The sequence below is a fragment of the Parashewanella spongiae genome, assembly GCF_004358345.1.
In the GTDB taxonomy this organism is placed as follows: domain Bacteria; phylum Pseudomonadota; class Gammaproteobacteria; order Enterobacterales; family Shewanellaceae; genus Parashewanella; species Parashewanella spongiae.
The window spans coordinates 5,444,617-5,468,749 of sequence record NZ_CP037952.1; the positions used below are offsets into that span (position 1 = coordinate 5,444,617).

Genomic DNA, 24,133 nt, shown 5'->3' on the forward strand with positions numbered 1-24,133 from the left:
CGCATATACTCAAGTGCTTTAATAAATTGGTGCCACTATGATCATCACACTTTCAATAGAATGTTTGCCACACCCCTTTTTTGATGATGAGTTTCAACGGGTCATCGAAATTGATGAAAGTACCACGCTTGAAGAGCTTCATCATTGTATTCAGGAAATCATTGATTTTGAAAATGATCACATGTACGAATTCTTCATTGCTAGAAATCCTCATGAAAAGCGAACGGTCGTTTTTTGCGATGAAGAGATGGTATATCATGATAATGTTATGAGCATTGATGATACCCAACTTGATGGTGCTTTTCCTTTGGAGTCAAAGCAGAACTTTTTCTATTATTTCGATTTTGGCGATAGCTGGATCTTTCAAATCAAACGAACTAGGCATAAGGCGAAAACTGTTGAGAAAGGCATCAACTACCCAAGAGTTGTAAAGAGTATTGGCGAAGCACCAGTGCAATATCCTGATTGGGATGATGAATAGATTAACCATAATAATGACAAAATCATCGCTTAAAAGTGCGTCATACAGTTAATATTTAGTTGTTGTTTGGGAAATAGCCGCTTAATATCCGCTTTAAATAAGCACTATTCCAACAGGATGTTGAAATGAACAACAAGGAATCGTTTATAAAAAACGACGGTGAGATTTGTAATTTTAGAACGGCCAGATCAAACTCGGCTGACAAAGAAGTCGAAAGAAGCAGTAAAAATCCAACGTGCATTTGTAACAATCAAGAAACATCAGAGCTAGAAGCAATAAACTATCTTGAGCAAATGGAATCAGCACAAACCATCATTATTGATACTCAAGCGTCGTTTTTGGATAAAATTTCCGACATGAAACGCCGTCGAAACCTTCCCTTTAATCGCTTCAAAAAGTGGGTCGTCAGCAAGTTTAAATAGTCGATTTATGCCTTTTTTGGCGTAAAAGCGGTCACACCAATCCGAGTTAATGAAATACAGGCTAAAAGTGGGAAATTGTACTTAATTGACTAATGCAGAATTCGCAACTTGCCAGTAAACCGACCCACTTCTGCCAGCGAATAGACCCAATATCGCCAGCCAGTGGTACCAATAGTCACCATTTCAGAAAATATTTACCTCACCTCAATCTAAGCACTAGCAATTCGATTTTAAAAGTGAAATAACGGATGAGTAGTATGAATATCACACAAAGGTGCTGCTTGTGGCAAAGCATATTGTAAAAACAAGATTGGATGATGAAGATAAACAAAAATGGCAACAATTTTGTCAGCTCAATGGCATGATCGAATCCGGCATGGTGCGGATGATGATCAATCAAGTGCTCCCAGATACTGGAAATGATGAAGAATTGCATCAAGCAAAAAGCAATAAAGTCACTATCCGATTATCAGAACATGACATACAAAAGCTCACAACCCAAGCCATCGAAGAAGGCTACGTTTATCGCACCAGTTGGGTAACTGCTTGTGTTACTGCAAACCTTACTCGAACGCCAGTGTTAACCAATGAAGAGATAAAAACACTCAGAGAATCAAATCGACAACTGGCTGCCGTTGGCCGTAATCTAAATCAAATCGCCCGAGTGCTTAACATTGACTTCAGACACAGCGATAAGGTCACCAGAGAAATGATTGAAATACTCGACAACAAAATCAGCGACCATAAAACGATGGTGAATACTCTTATCAACAAAAACTGCCGCCGCTGGGAGTTAGAATTAACAGATGAGCAAAGCGATGGCTGATTCTATTTCATGTCTACTCAACGGCGATGTAAGAACCAAATCCAATCGAGTTAGGGCAAATGGTAGATACAATAAAAAGCCACCGGAAGTCATGGTTAAAATTAGCGGCTTTGGTTACAGCAAGATCCATACAGCAAACCACTTTGATTACATCAGCCGTAATGGAAAACTAGAGATTGAAGATGAAGCAGGGCAAGTTTATCAAGAACAAAATGCTATCAATCAACTGGCACAAGATTGGAGCGATACTGATGTCCAACAACGTAAAAGAACTCGACATAGTACACATCTTATATTCTCTATGCCGGATGGCACTGAACCTAATGCCGTAAAACAAGCAGTAAGATCACTGGCTAAAAAGACCTTTGCACAGAATCATCAGTATGTATTTGCACTGCATACTGACACTGACAGCCCACACGTTCACCTCACCATTAAAAATTTGGGTTTTGATGGTAGGCGACTACATGTCAGAAAAGGCTTACCACAAGTGTGGCGAGAGCAGTTTGCAGTGGAATTAGAAAGGTTAGGCGTAGCAGCTGAGGCGACACCTTGTTTTAACAAAATAAGACCTATTAAAACCATTCAAACGATGCAAAGTGATTCTTTTGCAACTCATGAGCATTGAACCTAATCACTCATTTAAATACAGTTCCGCCATACCATCTAATCGAGTTTTAACCTGTTTCCAGTTAGGCATTACACTGGTTAGTAAACGCCAGAATTTTTCACTATGGTTATATTCTGAAATATGACAAAGCTCGTGCAGGATCACGTAATCGATGCACTCTTTAGGCGCTTTGATTAAGTGAGGGTTAAACATCAAATTGCCCTTGGCTGAACAACTTCCCCATTGTTTTACCATTGTAAGCACACGAAAGCTTGGAATACCTTTAATCCATGTTGTTTGTGGTAACAGTTCAGCAAGCCGCTCATGAAAGATGATTTCTGCGCGAGTTCGATACCATTTGTTCACTAATGTCTTAACTTGGTTTGCTTTGTCTTTATTCAGCGTTGAAAGTGTAACCAGCAACTTTCCTCGGTATAACTTTATTGATGATGTCGCTGTATCGGAATCTTCAATGACTTTTAATACATACCTTCGTCCCAAATAAAACTGCATTTCACCACTAATGTATTGTTTAGATTGAATGAACTCTAAATGGCTACGAAATTCTTTAAGGGCGACGTAAATCCACCTTGCCCGTTTCATTACCGCTTCGTGAATATCGCTTCGCTCGGCATCTTCGGGTGAGGTAACAATAATTTCGCAATTAGGGTGAACTTTGATAATGATCTTGCGTTTTTTATCTTCAGACTGAGGTTTTCTTATCACCTCATAAGTGACAGCCTCATCACCATAGACAAAACTGTATTCCTCTTTAATTACGTCGTTAACGCACATTGAAGTCATTATTGATAACCTGCAACACCTAAGCGAGTGATTTGAATGACATCAGTGATCACTTTCTTTGCCGCATCCATTCCGATGGACTTATACAACATAGGCAGTAATTGGCGATTGATTTGTTTTTCAATTTCTTGTGGATTAATGGAAAATTCAGCAACGGCTGCGGTAACGATACTGTCAATCTCAATCGAAAAATCAAATCGTTCGTCTTCTGATAGCGCGTTTGCATCGCTTAAGTGTTTTAAAAACAACCCATAATAAGCTTGAACATGACGTTTGATTTTGGGTGCTAAGTGAGAAAAACGATTACTCGGTAAGCCTTCGACCTTTCTCTCTTTCACTTGTTCTTCAAAGTCAGCAAATAAAAGATACTGTTTTACAGGCGCATCGAACATTTCTTTCGCTTGTTGTATGGCTTGCTTCAGAAGCTTTGAAAAATATTCTTGAGCATAAGGATCATCCGCTAAATCTTGCTCAATCATTTTGGTAACACGGCCAGTGATGGCATCTTTCTTATTGCGAGCTTCGTCGTCCGTCATTTCTTCGGGTTTGGCTTCTTTCCCCATATTGCCTACAAGGTATGCGCCTGCAGATTCTTGAATCTCAACACCGCCAATATGTTTATCTAACATAGTACGAATGTTCTCAGCGTATTCATCGTAATTAACCGTTTCTTCGGCATCTTCACGAACTTGCTTCCTAAGCTCTGACATAGATTTCAATGTTTTTTTATACAATTCACGCTTATCGTCAAAGCTCTTATCTTCAAAATAGGTTGCTGACTGCAGTGCTACCTTTAAACAGTTTGAAAATGAGGTAAGTACAGAATAGAAATCTTCACGTTTTTTCTGGTTTGTATCAGTAAGCTGATCATCAACAGTGTCAATTTTAGGCGCCAATACTTGACGAAGCGCTTGACCATCTTGCTTATTCTGAACTTTGTCAAAAGTTGCCCAAAGCTCACGATATAAACTCGGTAATTTCTTATATTCAGTATCCATTCGGCTATAAAGCAATGGCACTAACTTAAGATTTAGCTGAAGGTTTACTAATTGAACAATAGAGAGTAAATCATACAGATTAAGGTTTTTCTAGTGTCATGCCATGAATACTACAACTCGCCAATTCTTCAATGATGCCCCAGAATTGTTACGTCGCTTTGCTCAAACGGAAGAAGATGAACTTTCTTCAATTCTCACTCTGCAAGATTTAGAAGATTTTCAAAAAGATAATACTCAAAGAGTACGCAAATATCCCGCTTGCCACACTCTTTCGCTTTTCATGAAGCAAGTTGCCAGTGAAAACAAATCTTGTCGTTGCACACTAATCAGTGACGCTAGAGATCAAATTGCTATAGGTCGAGAGAAAAACAGCACAATTACAGGTCCCTACTGCAAAGCAAGAAAACGGTTATCTCCAGAATCAATTAAATCGCTATTGAAGAAATCAGGAAAAAACTTAGATGAAGCGATTCAAGGGAAATACTTATGGCATGGCCGTAGAGTGCTATTAACTGACGGCTCAACACTATCTATGCCTGATACGCACGAGAACCAAGCCCAATTCCCTCAACCTAAATCACAAAAAGAAGGGCTGGGCTTTCCTCAGCTGCGGATTTTAGTGTTAATTTCTTTGGGAAGCGGTGCAGTCATTGACTCGGCTGTTTCACCTTGTAAAGGGAAAGGTACTGGCGAGCAGGCACTATTAAGAAGTATGCAGTCAGACTTGAAACAAGGTGACATTGTGCTGGGAGATGCTAATTTCGAAAACTACTTTGTTCTTGCAGGACTAATGGGGTTAGGCGTTGATGCTGTTTTCGAAAAAAACGGAGCCAGAAATGTCGATTTCAGAACCTGTGAAGAAAAGCTGGGTAAGCGAGATGGTTTATTTAAGCTAATTCGTCCATCCTGTCCAGAATGGATGACCCCAGAGGATTACGCTCAAGTGCCAGAAGAGCTTATCGTCAGAATGGTAGGAACAAAGAAACGTATCATTGTTACCACGCTCACGGATAAAGAAGTCTATCCGAAGCAAGATATTATTGATTTATACGTTTCACGATGGCATATCGAGTTGGATTTTAGGTCAATCAAGACCATGATGAAAATGGATATTTTAAGGTGTGGTAGTCCAGATATGGTGCGTAAGGAAATTGATGTTCATTTGTTAGTTTACAACATGATAAGGGCACTTATGTGCCGAGCGGCAGAAAAAAAAAGGAATATCGCCTAGAGAGGCAAGTTTTAAAGCCGCACATGACGCATTACAAGATTTTCAGATATTACTTTTGCAAGCCACCGAAGGGATCATTGACACTTTATTGGATGTGATAGCAGATATTATCGGCGAGCATATCGTTGGCAATCGCCCAGGGAGAAAAGAACCGAGAGCAAAGAAAAGGCGACCGAAACCGACACCAAGGTTACAACATTCAAGAAAGCAAGCACGTAGGCTTAAGGTATATCAGAAGTAATTCTTAAGTTAGTGCCATTGGGCTATAAAGACCTTTAAGATCCTCAATGTCGAATCCACCTTGAGTTCGTTCAGCCAGATCTTGGTAGTCAGCTATCGTAGAGTCTAACTCCTTAAGAATACCCCTATAATCAATCAAATAGCCAAACTGCTTCTTTTGATGCAAGCGATTAACACGGGCAATGGCCTGAATTAAATTGTGTTGTTTTAAAGGCTTATCGATGTAAAGTACAGTGTTTTTGGGTTCATCAAACCCAGTTAGAAGCTTATCGACCACAATCATAATATCCGGGCCTTCTTCCTTACTGAACTCATCGATGATGTGCTTGGTATAAGCTTTTTCATCATTGCCAAAATCAGAAGAAAGCACATGCTTTTTCCACCAGTTTTGAACTAAGTCTTTGCTGTCGCCATCCACAGTATTTTGACCTTCACGGGTATCTGGCGATGAAATCGCGACAACAGATGTCACTTTACCTATTTCATCTAACAGCGTTTTATATTTAATTGCTGATGCTTTTGAATCACAAGCCAGCTGGCCTTTTAAGCCTTGTTGTTTGAAGTTCTGAAAATGATCCGAAATATCATGAGCAATCAACTCCAAACGACCCTCTGTTTGATAGATCTGACCTTTTTGAGCAAACTTATTCTTTAGATCTGTACGCTGTTTTTCAGATAACTTATCCGTTATTCGGTTAAACCATGCGTCAATCGCTTTATCGTTAGTGCTTAAATCAGGAATGCGTTCTTCATATAACAGTGGTGTAACGGTTTTATCTTCAACCGCTTGCTGCATGGTGTATGAGTGAATGATCTTACCGAATTTATTTTCAGTCTTATCGTTTTGAAGTAATGGTGTACCCGTAAAACCAATATAAGCCGCTCTTGGCAAAGCTTGCTGCATGCGAACATTATTTTCACCGTTCTGACTGCGATGTCCCTCATCAACCAAAACTATAATATCAGCGCTATTGTTGTAGCACTCAGGCAATTCGATTGCGGTACCAAACTTGTTGATGATAGAAAAAATAATCCGTTCGTTACCTTTTCCGATTTGCTCAGCCAAACGGCGTCCAGTCGTTGCCATGGCTAACTTCTTGTCTCTGTCAGACAATGCACCGCCTGAAGCAAAAGTTCGTGACAATTGGTCTTCCAAATCGACTCGGTCAGTAACCACAACAACTCGGCACTTTGCCAACTCTTTTAACCAAATCAGCGCTTTTGATAAAAACACCATGGTGAAGGACTTACCAGAGCCTGTTGTATGCCATATCACGCCACCATTGCGAGCGCCTTTTCTTGAACCCGTCAAAGCATCATCAAATGTAGTTACACGTTCAACCAATGCTTTAATACCAAACACTTGTTGATAACGAGCAACAATCTTGCCTGCTTTTTTATCAAATAAGGTATACAGGCGAACCATTTCTAGCAGGCGATCATGACGAAGCAGTGATACCAATAAACGGTCTTGATCCGTCACAACAAGATCACCGCCGTCAACCAAGGCTTGATACTCATCAAACATGTGAGCAGGGCGATGATTAAAGATACGTTCAAGGTTGGCTTGGGATAATGATTTATTCTTCAAACGCTCAAACGTGGTTTCAGTAATTTGCTCTTCTTTCCACCTTGCCCAAAACTTTTCAGGTGTGCCGCAAGTGCCGTATAACCCCTCATGGCCATTTATCGACAGCAATAACTGGCCATAAGCAAATAGGTGAGGAATTTCATCCACCTTCTGGTTGCGAATATTTTGCGAAATACCTTCTGATACGGTCGGTTTACCCGCTTTTGATGAATCAGGACGTTTCGCCTCAATCACCACCCAAGGCAAACCATTTACAAAACACACAATGTCAGGGATACGCTTACCTGTGCCATAAGCATTTTCAACTTCCAGCTCTTCGGTAAAGTGAAACTGGTTATTACTTGGTGTTTCCCAATCAATAATTTCAATGGTTGGGCTTGCTTTCTTACCCTCAACAAATTCAGTAACACCAATACCATAGGTTAATGCATTATAAATCTTCTCATTTGCCGCCTTTAAACCTTCATTCATTGCTGGGTTCGCCAGCTGCTGAATGATCTTGTCGATTCCGGCATCTGAAAGTTTTTGTTGTTGCCCCAAAAAAGAATAGTTTTTGTGTTTTAATACACTGCGCAATACATCAGGCAGTATCACCGTAGATAAATTGCCACGTTGCACTAAGCATTCGCTTGGTGGAATAAAGGTATAACCAAGATTTGTCAGCAAGGTCAGTGCAGGAATTTTTGCGCTTTGTTCTTCTTTAAAATTGGCAATGTGTATGGTCATAACAATCTAATTTATCTGAGGACAATATTGTTGAATCACATTTTCACCAAGTTGGCCAAACAAAGCTCGTGTGGCAGAGTGAAAAGGGCGAAGCTGTGGAAATGCTGTCTTATTTAATTCTGGGTGAGGTAAGTTTGTTAGCGTCAACTCACATTCAGCAAGGTTTTCTCTGTCTTGGCGGGTCGCTGCTTTGTCGATTAATTTATTTATCTCTTCATCTATCTCTTTAAGCCACCGTTTACGCTCAGCTTTCAGAAATGAAGCATTTAAGTTCAAAATATCAATCGTATATTGAGCCTTCATATTATCTTGTGCAGAAAGCCCAGCTTTGGGATGAATAGAACCATCAGAAGTCAAATAAACAAAGAAGTCTCGGCAATTTGCCGATTGAGGGGATATAAACTTGGCGGCATCATAATCAAGTTGTTCGTTATTATCTTTGTAGTGGCCACCAAACCGATTTTCGCCTGAATATTTTGATAGATCTTCACTATCAAGCGCACACCTTAGTAAATTGGCTTCATCAAATGTTCTATGGGGAAACGTATGCTTAGGTTGCTCATGTTCAAAATGTGAGCCAATACCATGGGTGTTTTTCAAGTCCGCTAGATTCAACTCTGTATAACAACACAGACCAAATTGCTCTGTCAGTAATTTTTGCAACAGCTGTTGGTCAGTGTCTTTAAATCTTCCCCAAGCTCTTGTTGCTTCATCAGCGGTTAAAGGAGCACCATTTCTTTGTTGAGATTGTTGCGCAGCGTTAAGGCTTCTAATATTTCCACCATTGGCCTTTTTTATGTACCTCATTAGCCAAGTAACTCCTTACGCTTAATCATCCTGTCAGCTGCCATAAGGTCGGAGTGATGTTCGCCCAGAATGTTTTCTAGTTTTCTCCGTAAGCTTTTAGCTTCTATTGTTGTATTCAAACCAGATTCGATTAGCACATAGTATTTTTTTAGTGTTTCTGTATGTTTAAGTGGTGGCTTAGATTCAACATCAAACAGATGATTTAGAACGTAGTTACTTTCTTCTCCGTATGTATTACCAAGCACTTCAACTTTTTCACTGTTTTCTAGTTTTACAATTTGCTCTTTCTTCACAGTAGTTAACACTTGAGGACTATGGGTACTCACTACAAACTGGATATTAGGGAAGGTCTTTTCCAAGTTTTGCAGAACAAGTTGCTGCCATTCTGGGTGCAAATGCATATCAACTTCATCAATTAAAATGATGCCGTCACCTTTAAGTGGATTATCAAAGTTTGGATTCATCACCGCTAGTCTGCGAGCAATGTCACCCACTAAAGCCATTAATGACTTTTCGCCTTGTGAAAGCTGAGCGACATCAAGTGTTTCACCATTTTTATCAATCGACATATGCAACCTTGGTTTTCTTCTTACTCGTAAATTAGAAAACTCAGGCATAAAGGTATAAATAGCACTTCTTACAGCGGTTAATTGCTTGTCTCGGGTGGACGCTTTTAATGTTTTTAGCTTTTTCCAAGTATCGTTGTCTTGACCAAGCATGTTTTTAATTTGTTCAAGAACATCATCTCCGATACCTGATTCATTCTCAGTATCTTCTCGTTTTCGATACCATTCAAAAAAACGTCTGAAGTCAACACCTTGATTTAATGCATTATCATAACCGTCAAGTTGCAGGAAGCTGTGTTTACCTCTGATTTTTAGTGGGATATCAATAACCACTCGCTCTACGGAATAAAATGCAATAAGTGGCAGATTGGTATTTTCATCTGTAGATAAACGGGTGCGATAATGGTCAGCCATGAAGGTAAGGTCAGAGTAATCACTCTTGAAATGTCCTTTACGGCCTTTTCGAGTTTTAGCGATGCGCCAAGAAAAATAATTTCCATCATCGGACTCAACATCTCCATCTTCTGCAACACCATAAATGTGGTGAAAGACATCTACATCAACAGCCGCTGAGTTTTCACCATTTTTTATGACTAACTCAGGGATTTGACTGCCAGAACCTCTTTCTGTTCGTATGCGAGCGACTAGCCAACTTAAAGATGTTGCTAACGAGCGTAAGATTGAAGTTTTACCAGAGCCGTTATTACCAACTAAAACAGTAACGTTACTCTTTGCTTCACCATGTGGGGCAAGCAGCACTTCAAGCTCTTTAAATCGCCCAACGTTATACAGTGTTAATTTCTTAACTTCCATTTACTGGCTCCAGAGGTGTAATATTATTCAAAACATTTAACGCAGTGATTAACATCACATAGTTGATTGTATTCAATGAGTAATCATTTTGCATTACTAATATTCAGGCTTAAACGTGTTTAACCAATATTGATAAAACGCCTTATGAGCACGAAAGTAAACCGTTTCTCCTTTACGAGTTCTCGGGATATCCGCTGCAGTTGCCCCAAACAATAAAAAGTCCATATCGGTTTTAACCGTATCATTAATGCTTACCAGTGACTCTAAATGCCAAACAACCTCTTTAATGTGCGACATTACGCTGCGATCACTGCGCTGATAAAAAGTCGCATCTGGTACACATCTATCATAAGAGTGTACATACTCAGTGGCTTGCTCTTGCGTTAAAGTTTCGTTTTGGGTGATCCAATAACGAAAACTGCCTTTTAGCTGTTTTTCAAAGGCATTTAAAAAAGCGTTATCATCCCCTTTTTTCGGTGCAGAAAATACAAGGCAATAACGGGAATGATAATCCATAGCCAGCAGATATTTTTTACGTTTAATTGAAACGCAATGTAATACCCAATGCCATTGATAGTTATCATCGCAACCACGTTTACCAGCGTATTCCAAATCCTCAGCAAGGATTTTATGTGGCGGCTGTTGCACAAGTGAATACTGCGTACCTTGTCGTGTAATGGTAAAAAAATCTACAGCGGCTTTGGTGCAATTAAACATTAACATTCTGAGTTGCCTTGTATCCTTCGGGTGTTGATTTGTATCAATCAAATTTTTACTACGAGTAATTTATTAACGTTACATGAAATAAATCAAATTTGATTTATTGACCTTCTGGTCATATACTCTGCTTGGATTCATTGCCTAACGGCAGCTGAATTTACCGAGGCTTCTGCCAGCTGAGCCAGCGTAGCGAATCAGCGGCAGCTATTTCTTTAGCTTATTTAGACATAATGCCATATCCCATTCAGGTGAGGCTTCAATTTTTCCAATACTTTTATCAGCCACATAACAAGTGACAAAGTTCCCTTTGAGTACTTTTTTATTGTTTAAGCTGAGTTCAATGACCACAACAAAATCGTCAAATACCACACTTACTCTTCTATTATCTTCATAACATTTCTTATCTTTGTTCCAACCTTTGAAAACTTTAGCGTTAGGGTGAATCAAAGTGGCCTTAATCCAATCCATTCTTTGTGCTCGAGTGGGAGAAAACTGATCTTTAGCCCCTTTAATTCCTTTCGTATTCTCATAAAAAGCATGACCAAATTTCTGTGGTTTAAAGTACACCCGAATATTATCAAAAGTTATGATCTCAGCCCTTTGGTAATGCTTTTCATAATGACGTTTGTATTCAGCAACAGTGTCATATATCAGAAGTGGAGGTAAGTTCATTACCAGCCACCACTCAAGTTGATTTCAAAAATATTAAACTTATGCTCGCCTCGAAATGTCGCTCCAACTTTTCGATTCAACTTATTTTCTAGGTGCTCAACTAACAGTTCTTTGGCTGAACCATGATTAAGTGTTTTATTCATTCGTGCTGATGCTATTCCGAGTAAAAGATCAGACATTTGAATGAGCACGACTTGTCTTGAAGGTAATGCTTGAATCGAGTCTATTGATGCCATCAAATTAGCGTTGTTTAGACAGTCCTTCAGTATGCTCCAACGATCGAGTTCTCGATTAACTTTTAAATCACAAAATATGTCATATTGGTTATAGTCAAAAATCCAATGATGCAAAACTTGATAGTAAAATTTATAAAAACCTAATTCTTCGTCTTGCTGACACCTATTTCCATCAAACTGTTTGTGATTAATGGCGATACTTCGAAAGCGTAACTGCTCTCCGTAGCTGATAAATAAATCAATTAACGCCTTATAAAATTCAAGCCTACTTTGACTCACCTTACGCCATTTGATTTCGCCCCAAACATTATGAGTTTCACGCAACTGCCAAATTTTTAGTTTGAGCTCTTTACGTAACTCTGCTGGTAACCACAAGCTGCCAATCATCAAATAATCAACAGACGGTTTTTTAGACGTGAATAGCTCTGGGTGATTTTCATCACAGTAGACTTCAAATTTCATTATGCAACGTCCTTTAATGTCACTCGACGTTTACCCGTTAACAACTGCTGCATCAGTGCTTTTTTCTCTTGTTTCAGATGGTCGAGTTTGGTTGTTAATATTTCGATTTCTTTATCGGCAGCCGTGAGCACTGAGGCGATTTTTTGTTGTTCTTTTAAAGCTGGGAGTCTAAAGTGCAATGGCACTAACTTAAGAATTACTTCTGATATACCTTAAGCCTACGTGCTTGCTTTCTTGAATGTTGTAACCTTGGTGTCGGTTTCGGTCGCCTTTTCTTTGCTCTCGGTTTTTTTCTCCCTGGGCGATTGCCAACGATATGCTCGCCGATAATATTTGCTATCACATCCAATAAAGTGTCAATGATCCCTTCGGTGGCTTGCAAAAGTAATATCTGAAAATCTTGTAATGCGTCATGTGCGGCTTTAAAACTTGCCTCTCTAGGCGATATTCCTTTTTTTTTCTGCCGCTCGGCACATAAGTGCCCTTATCATGTTGTAAACTAACAAATGAACATCAATTTCCTTACGCACCATATCTGGACTACCACACCTTAAAATATCCATTTTCATCATGGTCTTGATTGACCTAAAATCCAACTCGATATGCCATCGTGAAACGTATAAATCAATAATATCTTGCTTCGGATAGACTTCTTTATCCGTGAGCGTGGTAACAATGATACGTTTCTTTGTTCCTACCATTCTGACGATAAGCTCTTCTGGCACTTGAGCGTAATCCTCTGGGGTCATCCATTCTGGACAGGATGGACGAATTAGCTTAAATAAACCATCTCGCTTACCCAGCTTTTCTTCACAGGTTCTGAAATCGACATTTCTGGCTCCGTTTTTTTCGAAAACAGCATCAACGCCTAAACCCATTAGTCCTACAAGAACAAAGTAGTTTTCGAAATTAGCATCTCCCAGCACAATGTCGCCTTGTTTCAAGTCTGACTGCATACTTCTTAATAGTGCCTGCTCGCCAGTACCTTTCCCTTTACAAGGTGAAACAGCCGAGTCAATGACTGCACCGCTTCCCAAAGAAATTAACACTAAAATCCGCAGCTGAGGAAAGCCCAGCCCTTCTTTTTGTGATTTAGGTTGAGGGAATTGGGCTTGGTTCTCGTGCGTATCAGGCATAGATAGTGTTGAGCCGTCAGTTAATAGCACTCTACGGCCATGCCATAAGTATTTCCCTTGAATCGCTTCATCTAAGTTTTTTCCTGATTTCTTCAATAGCGATTTAATTGACTCTGGAGATAACCGTTTTCTTGCTTTGCAGTAGGGACCTGTAATTGTGCTGTTTTTCTCTCGACCTATAGCAATTTGATCTCTAGCGTCACTGATTAGTGTGCAACGACAAGACTTGTTTTCACTGGCTACTTGCTTCATGAAAAGCGAAAGTGTGTGGCAGGCGGGATACTTGCGTACTCTTTGAGTATTATCTTTTTGAAAATCTTCTAAATCTTGCAGAGTGAGAATTGAAGAAAGTTCATCTTCTTCCGTTTGAGCAAAGCGACGTAACAATTCTGGGGCATCATTGAAGAATTGGCGAGTTGTAGTATTCATGGCGTGACACTAGAAAAACCTTAATCTGTATGATTTACTCTCTATTGTTCAATTAGTAAACCTTCAGCTAAATCTTAAGTTAGTGCCATTGGGATATGGGCACAAACCTTTCTGGCGGGCAAATTCAAAGAATATTACTTGCTAGGGCTCTTTATAAAGAACCAGCTATATTATTTATGGATGAAGCGACAAGTCATTTGGATAGCGATAATGAGTCATTGATTTCTAAACAAATCGGCGGGTTACAAATGACACGTATATTTATAGCGCATAGAAGTGAAACAATAGCCAGAGCTAATTATATATATAACCTTGAACAAGGAGCATTGCAATTAATTTGTACTAGTTCAGACAAGATGTGACACTGTTCTGGTCGAGTTGAATAACATGATTACCAATTATATCTAGCTGTAGCTGATATCGACCATATGAAGACGAAAGCCCGATCACCACAGACAAACGGTATTTGTGAACGCTTCCATAAAACCATATTGCAGGAGTTTTACCAGGTCACATTTAGAAAGAAACTCTATGAATCAATGGAAGAACTACAAAAAGATCTGGACGAATGGATGAATTACTATAACAATCACCTAACTCATCAAGGAAAAATGTGCTGTGGAAGAACTCCAATGGAAACTTTGTTTGATGGAAAATCAATCTGGGCAGAGAAAAATCTAACCCAGATTTAATGTGACAAATACCTCATAAAAAGTTGGTAACTGTCACATCAGGTCTGAACTACTACATGTTAACGTAACGTTAGTTTTCGAACGCTAAACTCTTCTAGTGAGGCAGGTTCCCTCCACCATACTTCTTGGACTGTGGAAAATACGCATGTCCTGACCATGATTCACCTGAGGAACTAGTAGCTTGACCAAGCCGCTCCCCAAAAGTGTCCGTTAAAATCCAACGAACCCTGCAATCACCGTTATTACCGCCACATAATTGTTCTTCAGCCCATCGTTGATGTCCTTCATCACGTCTTTGACGCTCTCTTTCATCTTGTTGGCAGAGATAATCACATATTTCTTCACTTTCCTTGGGAGGTAAATCATCGTCATCATCCCCCCAAAAAAAAGTACTTATTGCACCACCAGAAAAATAATCATTTACTTTATTGAGTGTTATAGCTTTTTTTTACCTGTAATAACATAATTAACAAGCTCTGCTAAATTAGAATCAACCATACTTAAGGTAGTTACATGGTTAATATATTTTTTATTGATCTCCGAGTTAAACATCATCGAAGGAAATAAATTAATGATTTCCCCTGTTGCAGTATTATCGCTTTCATATTTAGCTAGCAATCCCAAAGTCACTTGACCGTTCTCTCTTATAAAGTCATAAGAAACAGGATTGTTTATTGAATATTTTTTCAAAAATAAATCTACGAAAGCAAATTTATCTTCATGAGATTCTATAGATAAAAAGCTATTGATATATCTGTTTCTAATGCTGATAACATTTCCAACTTCAGGAAAGTGTTTTGAAATTTCAATATCATCACTCGAATTTTTAAAGTCTATTCTATCAATACAATATTTCTTATTTAATAAAAAAGTTGCCTCTTTTATGTAAAGTTTTTCTTCTTCTGAAGTTAATCCATTAGCTTTTCCATGACTACAAAAAGATTCAAGATTATCTACTGATTTATCACCAGCATATGCAGGGCTAAAAGAGAGTACTAACCCCATAGTCCAAACAGGAATAAAAGATTTGATTAAGCGCAGCATAAATATCCTTATTTATTATCTGAAAGTAGTAACTAATCATGTAGTTACAATTAATAGCAAGTTAAAACCAACAAAATGTTAATTAAATGTAAATCGGTCTATTTACCATAACGCCTTCTTATGCGCATTACGAAAAGACACTCGACACCGATTCAGTGCGAACGGCCTGAAAAATTCAATTATCTAGGCGAAAAATAGCCTAATTAAGCCAGTTAACAAATGATGATTTTCACCAAAACAGCGCTTGATGCAAATTTATAGCACGAACCACTCTATAAATGTTAATCATTAGGACTGGATTGTCACAACACAGCCAGTTAAAAGAACATAACTTTTAACGACTAATCATTAGAAATAGTATTGCAGTAAATGTTCGTTGTCAGCACGCAATGGGGCATAAGCGTCACAGCAATCGGAAACCATATCTAAAATCGCACACATCATGTCCGAACGCTTTAATCGAGGAGCCAGTCTTTTTTTTGATGTTACTGTTATCAATTAACGGCATCAAATTTCTTCGAAATTTTCAAAGGCACTGGATTCCTTCCTTCGCTGGAATGACGTTAATGTATTGAGTTATCGTTATTGTAATCGACTCACTTCGGTCGGATAAGCGACACCTGTTGCCAGGTGCCGCTCTCCTCAGAACCTATGTGGACTCCCCCGTGTCAACAACAAATTACTATTAATCGATGAATAAATGCGTACTTATGTACGAGCTCTATTGAGTAGCGAACTCAGGCTCTCTGATATTTACGCGAACCAGTAAACAATCCTGTACGACGAGCTCGAAGCTCTTGGTTCTTATCTGTTTTTACTGGTTGATTTTTATCTTCGATTAAGCATTTTGTTGTTTAAACTCATTAACTGGCTGAAATCAATTCAGCTCTGTACTCCGTTCCTTGGGTTAACATAGCGAAAGCCGTTCTCACCGTTTTGTTTGCTAGCGCTACAGCGGCACATTGCTTCCCACGTCGTTCAACTAGCCCTTGTAACCACTTTTCTTTGGTAGTTCGAGCTTCTCTTTTCACGACTTGGATTACGCAGGACATTGCGCCAGCAATAAGTAGACTACGAAGCATGCTGTTTTTAACATACTTTCCTATAGAGCCTAGCTTTGTCTTACCACCGCTGGAATGCTGTAAAGGTGTTAACCCAATACATGCAGAAGCATCTTTCCCTTTTTTGAATTGACCTAACTCAGCACACCCTAATGCAATGTAAAGGTTGATGGCATTTATGGTTCCCACCCCCTCTATTTTTAGTAATTTTTTGCACTCTGGGTGGTGACTGATAGATTGTTCAAGACAATCATCATAAATGGCAAGTGATTCGATGGTTTCGACATAAAGTTTCCCGGCAGTATCTAATGCTTGCCTAAATAAATCGGAGCACCCATTCTCAGCATCTTCGAGTGTTGACTCAACTGCACCTTTTAAACCGCCATTACGTTTAGCCGTGCTGATATTGAACTCAGCAAGTAATCCGTCAAGTTGATTACTAAGAGCTGTTTTTTGCTTAATGCATAGCTCTCTAAAGCGTACTATGGATTGTAACTCTTGCTGTTTAACCGACTTACCAACAACAAAATTAACTTCTGGTAGCATAGCTGACTGAACAATAGCCAAAGCATCATTTTTATCTGTTTTCTGATTTTGTCTAACGGAGGCAACTAATTGTGCAGAGATAAGCTTTGCATCATGCTTAAAATCTAAGGCTTTCTGCAGCCAATAATTTGAAGTGCCACATGCTTCAAATACAACCGTCATCGGTTTTGATTTAGCGAGAAATTCAGTGAATTCGTTAGGTGTCATTTCTTTATTAGAACGCACAGCTTTGTTTGTGTATACACAAACTTGAATTACACGTTTTGCCAAATCAACTCCAACAATTGTACTTTTCATCATAGACTCCAATTACCACTAACGGTGAATATCTAAGACACACCATTCGTTGAGGGGGAGGGAGTCCAATTATCTGTACGTGCAACTTTCACTGCATACGGCTCAAGCCTCCACTAAGGCGTACAACGTTACCCGGCAACTACAAAGAGTTACCTTTGCAATACACACTTGAAGCTTTAATATCTGCAACATAATGGATTCCATTTATTACAGTCAGGAGAGGCACTAACCCCATATGAGGTCATCATTTGCGTTTCTCCATTAATAAAGTTCTTCAACTTTTCTTGCAACGGGAGACCAGCTGGAAGTGGGCTCACTTTCGTGACCAGATATAAATCTGTATCTGCATCATTACAACGCAGCATTTGCTTTCTCCAGCCTCCTTTACCTGCATAACTATCGGCCACCTTCACAGATGGCTTTCCCAGAAGGGGCTATACAGGCTTACCGTTTTCCGTATGTTGTGCAATATCAGGTTAGATGCCCACTCTAATGCGGAGAGTCCTATTGATCACGAAAGAGTACTGCCCAACCTCTTTCCAACTCTCGTTGCCCTTTGGCCACAGCGTAACAACCACTTCCGCTGCTTCACGTATAACGCACCTTTCATGGGTTCACATATGTTCATCATACTGATTCCCTAGCGCTTACCCGATTTGTGGTTATCAGGAGGAACGTCCTCTCACGATTCGTTTCCCGTCTAATAAATAGACTTTGCTACATTGTCAGGCTCGCTACTTTATTCAGAGCCCTAGGGTCATCTGGTGACACAGATGGTTCACTCTATAGTGGTGAACAGCACTTCATACGACTTCACGTCGCACAAGCATAAACGCATTACGTACTGCAATTATCGAGTATGAAAAAGAATGAATCTTTCAAATTTTAACTACACATTATTTGGTTAAAAAACTAAAAAACTAATAAACTAAATTGAAAGGTGATCTGATCCCCATTTAGTTATCTAAAAATCACCTTTCAATGAGTTAGCTAAAGAACATTTAATCAATAAGATAAAGATAGATATCAATCATCATTACCTTTATTACTCAGTTCCGATGCCCCCCATAAACTATTCAAGCCAGTGTTTATTACTGAAAAATACTTGGTAGTGATTGCATCGCTTGTTTACGCTTTAATTCAATAATATCGCTGTAAATTTGAGTGGTTTTTAGCTCTGAATGGCCGAGAAGCTTTGATACGGTATAGATATCATGGCCGTGGGTAAGCATACGAACGGCGAAGGTGTGGCGTGCGCAGTGGAAGGTGATGTTTTTAGTTATGCCTGCTTCCATCATCCAGCGACTAATGGCGACATTCATGTAAGCAGAATATTTGAGTTTTTTAAATACTCGCTCTTCTGGCTTTTGCGGTTCACCCATGAGTTTTAATGCATCTTGAGGCAAGTCGAGATATTGCTGATAAGCCGTTTTCTTGTGACTGAATATGGCACGATAGCCATCGTCACTTATATGAATGTCTTGCCAGGTCAGCTTTTGAATATCACTCCAGCGAATGCCTGTTAAGCAGCTAAATAAGAAGGCTCTTTTTAGTACATCGTAACGACATTCAGTTCTGCTGATTGCGGTGATTTCAGAATCAATAAGGTAGTTACGTTTGTTCTGTTCAGGCTTAATCCCTGGGACTTGATGAACTGGATTTTGTTTGATAATACCAAAGCGGTGGGCTTGATTAATTGAAGCTCTGATCTTGTTAAAATAAGATGAAGCTGTGTTTTTGGATAACAGTTTTTTTGATTTGGTCACCGCTTCGTTGGATAAGTAGTGTTTAAAACCTTTAAGTAAGTTTACAGTCATATCTTCGAATGATAAATCGTTGGTTTTGGTGTAGCGCTTTAGATGGATTAATGCTGATGCCCAGATTGAGTGATTGGATATGCTGCCTGTTTTTTCTTTTTCATCAATGATGCTTTGCATGAATTTTACAAAGCTTTGTTTAAGCTTTTCTTCACTTTCAAAGTGGTGTTTGTTCTTGGCTAATTCGACTAGGGCTTTAGCACGTATTTTCTCGGCTAAGTCTAATGTCTTGCGGTTATGATCACGTTGGCTTTTATCTTTTGGTGTATGGTAAATGTAGAGGTTAAGAGATTGTCTTTTCCGTTTCTTCTCACGTTTTCCTTTTTCGTTGATGAAGGTTCCATCGTATCGTGTGAGAAGTAATATTTGTCGACCTTGGCTATCTGGAGTTTTACGTTCGATAGTGAGTTTCATGAGATTTTCTCCTACTGCTAGAAATTGGCCACCTATGTCCCACCTAATTTTGTGAGTGGGCTATGGGTGGCCAATTATTAGCAAATAAAAGAAACTATAGAAATACAAAGATAAGATTAACTATATACTTATATTAGATATTTTAACTTTGTTTGGCTTTTTATTGACCTTGTTTTACCTTGTTATTTTCCTATACAAAATGACGAAAAAATCTTTCCCAATAAATCATCAGAGGTAAATTGACCGGTTATTTCTGATAATGCCAATTGCGTCATGCGCAATTCTTCAGCTAATAATTCTCCTGCTTGATACACTTCTAACTGTTCTTTACCAATAAATAAATGCTGATTGGCAAGCTCTAAAGCTTGTAAATGGCGTCTTCTGGCAATGAAACCACCCTCTAAATTGCTTTGATAACCCATCAAGGACTTAAGATACTGTTTTAGCTCGTGCATGCCGTCGCCATTTTTAGCTGAAATACGATGTACGGGATAACTTAATTCATTGGATGTTTTGTGATTGCTGATACTGATGGGTTCTTGGGTTACATCCGCTTTATTTCTAACAACCGTCACCCCTAAGTTTTTAGGTAAACGATCAATAAATTCAGGCCAAATATCATGAGGATCGACCGAATTTGTGGTAGTGGCGTCCACCATAAATAAGACTTGATCCGCTTGATTGATTTCATCCCATGCCCGTTCAATACCTATTTTCTCGACAGCGTCATCGGTATTTCGAAGTCCTGCAGTGTCAATAATATGCAGTGGCATACCATCAATGTGAATATGCTCTCTCAGTACATCACGTGTGGTGCCAGCAATTTCGGTTACAATGGCTGATTCTTTACCAGCAAGTGCATTTAATAAACTTGATTTTCCGGCATTAGGGCGTCCAGCAATCACTACTTTCATGCCTTCGCGGATCAAAGCGCCTTGCTCGGCACTGTTTTGTACTTCACTGAGACGATCAATAATTTTATAAAGTGAATTCGCTATTTTTCCGTCACTTAAAAAGTCGACTTCTTCATCAGGAAAATCAATGGCGGCTTCAACGTAGAGGCGTAAATTGGTCACTTGGTCGACAAGTTGATGTATTTGCGCTGAAAACTCACCTTGTAACGAGTGGAGTGCGCTTTTAGCCGCTTGTTCACTGCTGGCATCAATGAGATCGGCGATGGCTTCAGCTTGAGTGAGATCAAGCTTATCATTCATAAAAGCTTGTTCACTAAATTCGCCGGGTTTGGCGGTACGTACATTGTTGGTTTCGAGGACGCGTTTTATCAACATATCCAGTACGACTTGACCGCCATGGCCTTGAAGTTCTAATACATCTTCACCTGTGAAGGAGTTTGGTGCTTTAAAAAATAATGCGATGCCTTGATCAATGACTTGGCCATCGGAGTCTTTAAATTCACAATAATCAGCGTAACGAACTTTAGGTGTATAACCTAATATAGATTGAGCGACACGAGTCACTTCAGGGCCGGAAACTCGAATAATACCTACACCACCACGACCAGGAGCTGTGGCTTGAGCTACGATTGTATCTGTTGTCACTTGGACCTCGTTCATTAGCGCATATTAAATTTAAAAACAAAAAGGCGACTTAAAAAAGCCGCCTTAGATTATATCGTATTGTGCCTAAATTAAGCCATTGAACCTTATTTAGCGGCTTTTTTGGCTATACCAGCGTAAATGATTTTTTGCTGTGTAATCGCGACAATGTTACCTACTACCCAGTAGAGTACGATACCAGCTGGCATCCATAGGAAGAATATACCGAAAATTAATGGCATATACTGCATCATTTTCTGCTGCATCGGATCCATAGATGGTGACATTGGCTGCATTTTTTGCATTAGCCACATGGTCAATACCATGAGTGCCGGCAATACGAAGTAAGGATCAAGTACTGAAAGGTCGGTGATCCATAACATAAATGGTGCATGACGCAGTTCATAACTTTCGATCAATACCCAATATAGGGCTATAAAAATAGGCATTTGCAACAAGATAGGTAAGCAGCCACCCATAGGGTTTACTTTTTCCTTCTTGTACAATTCCATCATCGCCGGACCCATCTTCTGACGATCATCACCAAAACGTTCTTTCAATGCGGCTAATTTAGGTTGTAAATCGCGCATTTTCGCCATAGAAGTGTATTGCTTTTTAGTCAGCGGATACAGACCACCACGAACGGTTAGGGTGATTAAAATAATGGCAACGCCCCAGTTTCCAACAAAGGATTGATAAAACATCAATAACCAGTGAATTGGAATAGCCAACCACCAAAGGAATCCATAATCCACCACTAAATTCAGTGATTCTGAAAGGGCTGATAAGGCTTCTTGATCTTTAGGACCAACATAAAATACGGCGCTTATTTGTTGGCTATTACCAGGTGCAATATCATAAATAGCGCCGCGAAAGCCAATATTGGCTAAACCGCCGGCACTGGCACGGGTAAAAATGGTGTTCTTATCGTTAGCTGGCGGTACCCATGCTGAAACAAAATAATGCTGCAGCATGGCAACCCAACCACCGAGTGTTGGCTGGTTTAAATCACTTTTAGTGATGTCTTCAAAGTCATATTTTTCATAACGAACATCTTGAGTAGAGTAGGCTGCACCACGGTAAGTTGGCATTATCATGCTTGATTCATGATCAGCAATGCTTTCTTTTAATTGGCCATACATTTGCACTTGCAGTGTTTCTGATGAGGTATTGTTGATTTGATAATCAACACCAACATTAAATTTTCCACGAGTAAAAGTGAATGATTTAACGTATTTAACACCGTTTTCTGCGACGTAAATTAGAGGGACGATTAATTGCTCTTGTCCATTCGCTAATGTGAAATCTTGCTGGCTAACATTAAATTGAGCGCGGCCGGAACGACTGCTGTCAATACCACCATTTTTGCCAATCAATCCACTTTGAGCTATGTAAGTAAAGTCTTTGCTTTGTTCTAATAAAACAAAGGGCTCATCTTTACCTTGTTCAAGCTTATGAGAGACCAATGCCGCGTAAACAATATCGCCACCAGTTGGATTAATTTTTATTTCTAATTGATCTGTAGTAACAGAAATAAGCTTAGTGGCGTTCGTTACAGCGGTTACAGGAACCGTGTTGTCAGCTTCTGGAACATCAGCAGAATGTGATTGTGAACCTGTTGACTGCGTTACATTTGTTTCTGCTACAGTCGGTTGAGGGTTTGTGTCCTGTTGCCACTGTTGCCACAACAAATAGCTGACAAAAAGCAGTCCGATGAGCAATATATTGCGTTGAGATTCCATAGCCTATTTATTACACCTATCATTTTTGTGAGGGACGGGATCATTTCCGCCGGGATGTAAATGGTGACATTTTAATATACGTTTTAATGCAAACCAACTCCCTTTCACTGTTCCGTGAACTTTTATAGCGTCAATGGCATAGTGAGAGCAAGTTGGAGTAAAACGGCATCTTGGCCCAAGCAATGGGCTGATAAAAATTTGATAGCCTCTAATGAGTATGGTAATTAGCCGTTGTAGCGGCGACAAAGTTTGCGCCATAGCTTTTCTACCAATTTATGTAAGGCTGCATTATCCATATCGACTACACCATGTCTGACCAACACCACAATGTCAACAGGCGGTAAGTCATGTTGTTTAAGACGAAAACTATCACGGATCACTCTTTTTATGCGGTTACGGTCATGGGCAAACTTGACAAAACGTTTAGCCACAGTTAATCCGACCCTTGGATGGTCAAATTGATTTTTTACAGCAAGTAAAGTGATTTCAGCTGAAGAAGCTTTAATAGGATTGGAAAATACGGTTTTAAATTGCGCGGGAGTTAACAGACGTAACTCCCGCGAAAAGGTGTAGCTAGTCACAAATTTACCTACTTAGGTTTAAGCAGATAAACGAGCGCGACCTTTGGCACGACGACGCGCCAAAACCTTACGGCCGCCTACTGTAGCCATACGAGCGCGGAAGCCGTGAGAACGCTTGCGCTTCAGGTTGCTAGGTTGAAAAGTACGTTTACTCATTATGGCAATCCGTCTTAGTTATCGTTAATAAACCTTATCCAAAAAATAATGCTATTTCAGGTAAGGGCAAAAAAGAGGCCGAATTGTAATCACTTTATAGCAAGGCGTCAATAACCATTACTAAGATAGTGCACAATTAACCAAAATAATTACTTTAATTTATTGACCAATAACCCTTATAGCTTGTGGATAACTCTGTGTGTTATCACAATATATAGTGGCTTCATGAGATCTTATTCACATCAAAGTGGCCGCAGTATAGATCATTTTAGATCGATTATCTATGCAGTAATTAGCCTAATTACGCGGGATTAAACAGGTATGAAGATCAAAATTGATCAATGTAGAATTAAGTAAATAATTCAATCTGGGGATAATTGTTTTTTTAAGGATGGCGATCTGTCAGTTCTCACTATAGAATATGGATCCTTTCGGATGATCTTTTGGAGATAATTAG

Annotated in this window: 25 protein-coding genes and 2 pseudogenes; 8 read left to right on the forward strand and 19 right to left on the reverse strand. The window is 39.4% G+C overall.

The features are described 5' to 3' along the window. Positions 1–37 precede the first annotated feature (37 nt). From E2I05_RS21730 to E2I05_RS21745, 4 genes are all read left to right on the forward strand, one after another. Positions 38–481: an IS1096 element passenger TnpR family protein gene (locus E2I05_RS21730; protein ID WP_121853218.1), complete on the forward strand. Its 444-nt coding sequence runs from the start codon at positions 38–40 to the stop codon at positions 479–481. 125 nt (positions 482–606) lie between these two features. Next, a complete protein-coding gene (locus E2I05_RS21735; protein WP_121853219.1) occupies positions 607–903 on the forward strand; it encodes a hypothetical protein in 297 nt (98 codons plus the stop codon). 283 nt (positions 904–1,186) lie between these two features. After that, on the forward strand, positions 1,187–1,729 hold the full coding sequence (gene mobC / locus E2I05_RS21740; protein ID WP_207805275.1) for a plasmid mobilization relaxosome protein MobC: 543 nt from the start codon (positions 1,187–1,189) through the stop codon (positions 1,727–1,729). Beyond that, complete coding sequence (locus E2I05_RS21745) at positions 1,722–2,357, forward strand: relaxase/mobilization nuclease domain-containing protein (RefSeq protein ID WP_243641068.1); 636 nt, start codon at positions 1,722–1,724, stop codon at positions 2,355–2,357. Before mobC ends, E2I05_RS21745 begins: the two co-directional genes overlap by 8 nt. A 6-nt stretch (positions 2,358–2,363) precedes the next feature. On the opposite strand, the gene E2I05_RS21750 is transcribed toward E2I05_RS21745, so the two are convergent. Both E2I05_RS21750 and E2I05_RS21755 read right to left on the reverse strand, forming a co-directional pair. Next, positions 2,364–3,143 (reverse strand): M48 family metallopeptidase, encoded by a 780-nt coding sequence (locus E2I05_RS21750; RefSeq protein WP_121853221.1) that lies wholly within the window; start codon positions 3,141–3,143, stop codon positions 2,364–2,366. After that, the gene (locus tag E2I05_RS21755; RefSeq protein WP_207805276.1) at positions 3,143–4,141 is read right to left on the reverse strand and encodes a hypothetical protein; all 999 of its coding nucleotides are present in this window, start codon (positions 4,139–4,141) and stop codon (positions 3,143–3,145) included. The genes E2I05_RS21750 and E2I05_RS21755 overlap by 1 nt, the downstream gene beginning before the upstream one ends. 103 nt (positions 4,142–4,244) lie before the next feature. Between E2I05_RS21755 and E2I05_RS21760 the strand changes: the two genes are divergently transcribed. Both E2I05_RS21760 and E2I05_RS21765 read left to right on the forward strand, forming a co-directional pair. Then, positions 4,245–5,372, forward strand: a complete 1,128-nt coding sequence (locus E2I05_RS21760) for an IS4 family transposase (RefSeq protein WP_133309613.1) — start codon at positions 4,245–4,247, stop codon at positions 5,370–5,372. A gap of 55 nt (positions 5,373–5,427) precedes the next feature. Next, complete coding sequence (locus tag E2I05_RS21765) at positions 5,428–5,613, forward strand: hypothetical protein (protein WP_133309406.1); 186 nt, start codon at positions 5,428–5,430, stop codon at positions 5,611–5,613. A 3-nt stretch (positions 5,614–5,616) separates the two neighbouring features. Here E2I05_RS21765 and E2I05_RS21770 read toward each other — a convergent pair whose 3' ends face one another. The 9 genes from E2I05_RS21770 to E2I05_RS21810 all read right to left on the reverse strand — a co-directional run bounded on the left by E2I05_RS21770 (position 5,617) and on the right by E2I05_RS21810 (position 13,770). Continuing rightward, complete coding sequence (locus E2I05_RS21770) at positions 5,617–7,929, reverse strand: type I restriction endonuclease subunit R (RefSeq protein ID WP_243641158.1); 2,313 nt, start codon at positions 7,927–7,929, stop codon at positions 5,617–5,619. Positions 7,930–7,935: 6 nt separating this feature from the next. Continuing rightward, positions 7,936–8,736, reverse strand: a complete 801-nt coding sequence (locus E2I05_RS21775) for a retron system putative HNH endonuclease (protein ID WP_121855095.1) — start codon at positions 8,734–8,736, stop codon at positions 7,936–7,938. Further along, on the reverse strand, positions 8,736–10,115 hold the full coding sequence (locus E2I05_RS21780) for an AAA family ATPase (protein ID WP_121855096.1): 1,380 nt from the start codon (positions 10,113–10,115) through the stop codon (positions 8,736–8,738). Before E2I05_RS21780 ends, E2I05_RS21775 begins: the two co-directional genes overlap by 1 nt. A gap of 96 nt (positions 10,116–10,211) precedes the next feature. Beyond that, on the reverse strand, positions 10,212–10,838 hold the full coding sequence (locus tag E2I05_RS21785; protein ID WP_133309850.1) for a DUF6933 domain-containing protein: 627 nt from the start codon (positions 10,836–10,838) through the stop codon (positions 10,212–10,214). Positions 10,839–11,039: 201 nt separating this feature from the next. Beyond that, a complete protein-coding gene (locus tag E2I05_RS21790; RefSeq protein ID WP_121855098.1) occupies positions 11,040–11,507 on the reverse strand; it encodes a hypothetical protein in 468 nt (155 codons plus the stop codon). Beyond that, positions 11,507–12,205 (reverse strand): DUF3800 domain-containing protein, encoded by a 699-nt coding sequence (locus tag E2I05_RS21795; protein WP_121855099.1) that lies wholly within the window; start codon positions 12,203–12,205, stop codon positions 11,507–11,509. The genes E2I05_RS21790 and E2I05_RS21795 overlap by 1 nt, the downstream gene beginning before the upstream one ends. Continuing rightward, positions 12,205–12,384 carry a restriction endonuclease subunit S gene (locus tag E2I05_RS21800; RefSeq protein WP_243641159.1) on the reverse strand — a complete coding sequence of 60 codons (180 nt, stop codon included), beginning with the start codon at positions 12,382–12,384 and terminating at the stop codon, positions 12,205–12,207. Before E2I05_RS21800 ends, E2I05_RS21795 begins: the two co-directional genes overlap by 1 nt. Before the next feature lie 17 nt (positions 12,385–12,401). Next, positions 12,402–12,587, reverse strand: a complete 186-nt coding sequence (locus E2I05_RS21805; protein WP_133309851.1) for a hypothetical protein — start codon at positions 12,585–12,587, stop codon at positions 12,402–12,404. Positions 12,588–12,642: 55 nt separating this feature from the next. Next, complete coding sequence (locus E2I05_RS21810) at positions 12,643–13,770, reverse strand: IS4 family transposase (RefSeq protein ID WP_133309407.1); 1,128 nt, start codon at positions 13,768–13,770, stop codon at positions 12,643–12,645. 92 nt (positions 13,771–13,862) lie between these two features. Between E2I05_RS21810 and E2I05_RS21815 the strand changes: the two are divergent. Together E2I05_RS21815 and E2I05_RS21820 are read left to right on the forward strand one after the other, a co-directional pair. After that, positions 13,863–14,132, forward strand: a pseudogene (locus E2I05_RS21815) (ATP-binding cassette domain-containing protein); the annotation flags it as partial. Positions 14,133–14,156: 24 nt separating this feature from the next. Beyond that, a pseudogene (locus E2I05_RS21820) lies at positions 14,157–14,462 on the forward strand (integrase core domain-containing protein); the annotation flags it as partial. Positions 14,463–14,897: 435 nt separating this feature from the next. Here the strand turns inward: E2I05_RS21820 and E2I05_RS21825 are convergent. From E2I05_RS21825 to rpmH, 8 genes are all read right to left on the reverse strand, one after another. Then, the gene (locus tag E2I05_RS21825) at positions 14,898–15,506 is read right to left on the reverse strand and encodes a hypothetical protein (protein WP_121853583.1); all 609 of its coding nucleotides are present in this window, start codon (positions 15,504–15,506) and stop codon (positions 14,898–14,900) included. An 863-nt stretch (positions 15,507–16,369) separates the two neighbouring features. Further along, a complete protein-coding gene (locus E2I05_RS21830; RefSeq protein ID WP_121853582.1) occupies positions 16,370–17,410 on the reverse strand; it encodes an IS110 family RNA-guided transposase in 1,041 nt (346 codons plus the stop codon). 1,091 nt (positions 17,411–18,501) lie between these two features. Further along, entirely contained in the window at positions 18,502–19,641 is a 1,140-nt protein-coding gene (locus tag E2I05_RS21835) for a site-specific integrase (RefSeq protein WP_121853581.1), read from the reverse strand. A 182-nt stretch (positions 19,642–19,823) separates the two neighbouring features. Continuing rightward, a complete protein-coding gene (gene mnmE / locus E2I05_RS21840; protein WP_207805282.1) occupies positions 19,824–21,215 on the reverse strand; it encodes a tRNA uridine-5-carboxymethylaminomethyl(34) synthesis GTPase MnmE in 1,392 nt (463 codons plus the stop codon). Between the two features lie 89 nt (positions 21,216–21,304). Then, the gene (gene yidC, locus E2I05_RS21845) at positions 21,305–22,939 is read right to left on the reverse strand and encodes a membrane protein insertase YidC (protein WP_121853580.1); all 1,635 of its coding nucleotides are present in this window, start codon (positions 22,937–22,939) and stop codon (positions 21,305–21,307) included. Positions 22,940–22,942: 3 nt separating this feature from the next. Next, on the reverse strand, positions 22,943–23,197 hold the full coding sequence (yidD, locus tag E2I05_RS21850) for a membrane protein insertion efficiency factor YidD (protein WP_121853579.1): 255 nt from the start codon (positions 23,195–23,197) through the stop codon (positions 22,943–22,945). Further along, positions 23,164–23,520, reverse strand: a complete 357-nt coding sequence (rnpA, locus tag E2I05_RS21855) for a ribonuclease P protein component (protein ID WP_121853578.1) — start codon at positions 23,518–23,520, stop codon at positions 23,164–23,166. The genes yidD and rnpA overlap by 34 nt, the downstream gene beginning before the upstream one ends. Before the next feature lie 18 nt (positions 23,521–23,538). Next, on the reverse strand, positions 23,539–23,676 hold the full coding sequence (rpmH, locus tag E2I05_RS21860) for a 50S ribosomal protein L34 (protein ID WP_006083827.1): 138 nt from the start codon (positions 23,674–23,676) through the stop codon (positions 23,539–23,541). Between the last annotated feature and the right edge of the window lie 457 nt (positions 23,677–24,133).